The organism is Micromonospora sp. WMMD736, from assembly GCF_049179015.1.
In the GTDB taxonomy this organism is placed as follows: domain Bacteria; phylum Actinomycetota; class Actinomycetes; order Mycobacteriales; family Micromonosporaceae; genus Micromonospora.
Genome location: NZ_JBMHMI010000125.1, coordinates 1 through 1,352 on the forward strand (window position 1 = coordinate 1; position 1,352 = coordinate 1,352).

Genomic DNA, 1,352 nt, shown 5'->3' on the forward strand with positions numbered 1-1,352 from the left:
CGCGCAGCGACGGCGGTAACTGGCGAAACGATGGCATCCCACCTCCCGTCGGGCCCGGCTCCACGACCTGTTCACGGCCTGTTCCGCCGCAGATCTTACGCGGTGGTAGCTGGCCGGCCCGGTGCTGCCGAACCTCACCGTGGGGGAACTGGGGTCTGTGAGATCGCGCTGTGAAGTAACCTGGCGCCGTGTCTGAAAGTACAGTCGCTTCCTCGCGTGAGCGCTCGTCAGACGGCCGGACTCCACAGGTCGTCATCGACGATGCGGAAATCTTTGCCGCGCACGAGGGCGGCAAGCTCTCAGTTGAGCTGAAATCCCCACTGGACACCCAGCGGGCCCTGTCGATCGCCTATACCCCCGGCGTGGCGCAGGTCAGCCGGGCGATCGCCACCGATCACACCCTGGCCGCCAAGTACACCTGGGCCAACCGGCTGGTCGCGGTCGTCAGCGACGGCAGCGCGGTGCTCGGTCTCGGTGACATCGGCGCGGCGGCGTCGCTGCCGGTGATGGAAGGCAAGAGCGCGCTGTTCAAGACGTTCGGCGGGCTGGACTCGATCCCGATCGTGCTCGACACCAAGGACCCCGACGAGATCGTCGAGACGCTGGTGCGGCTGCGGCCCACCTTCGGCGCGGTCAACCTGGAGGACATCTCGGCCCCGCGGTGCTTCGAGATCGAGCGCCGGGTCATCGAGGCGCTGGACTGCCCGGTCATGCACGACGACCAGCACGGCACCGCGATCGTCGTGCTGGCGGCGTTGTTGGGCGCTACGCAGGTGCTCGGCCGCGACATGTCCTCGCTGCGGGTGGTGGTCTCCGGCGCGGGTGCGGCGGGTGTGGCGTGCACCAACATCCTGCGGGCCAAGGGCATCACCGACATCACGGTGTTGGATTCGCGGGGCATCGTGCACACCGGTCGCGATGACATCAACGCCTTCAAGGCCGAGTTGGCGCAGCGCACCAACCCGCGTGGGCTGGTCGGCGGGATGGCCGAAGCGCTCAAGGACGCCGACGTCTTCCTCGGAGTGTCGGCCGGGCTGGTGCCCGAGGAGCTGATCGCCACGATGGCGCCGAACTGCATCGTGTTCGCGCTGTCCAATCCCGATCCCGAGATCCACCCCGACGCGGCCAAGAAGTACGCGGCGGTGGTGGCCACCGGGCGCAGCGACTTCCCCAACCAGATCAACAACGTGTTGGCGTTCCCCGGCGTGTTCCGCGGTGCGCTGGACGCGGGAGCGCGGCGGATCACCGAGGACATGAAGGTGGCCGCGGCCGAGGCGATCTTCTCAGTGGTCGGCGACGACCTCGCCGTCGACCGCATCGTGCCCAGCGCGCTGGACCCGCGGGTGGGCCCG

1 protein-coding gene is annotated in these 1,352 nt (G+C 68.6%); it reads left to right on the plus strand.

From position 1 onward, the window contains the following. Positions 1-254: 254 nt before the first annotated feature. On the plus strand, positions 255-1,352 hold a 1,098-nt coding region (locus ACN269_RS34510; protein ID WP_421477498.1), incomplete at its 3' end, for an NAD(P)-dependent malic enzyme.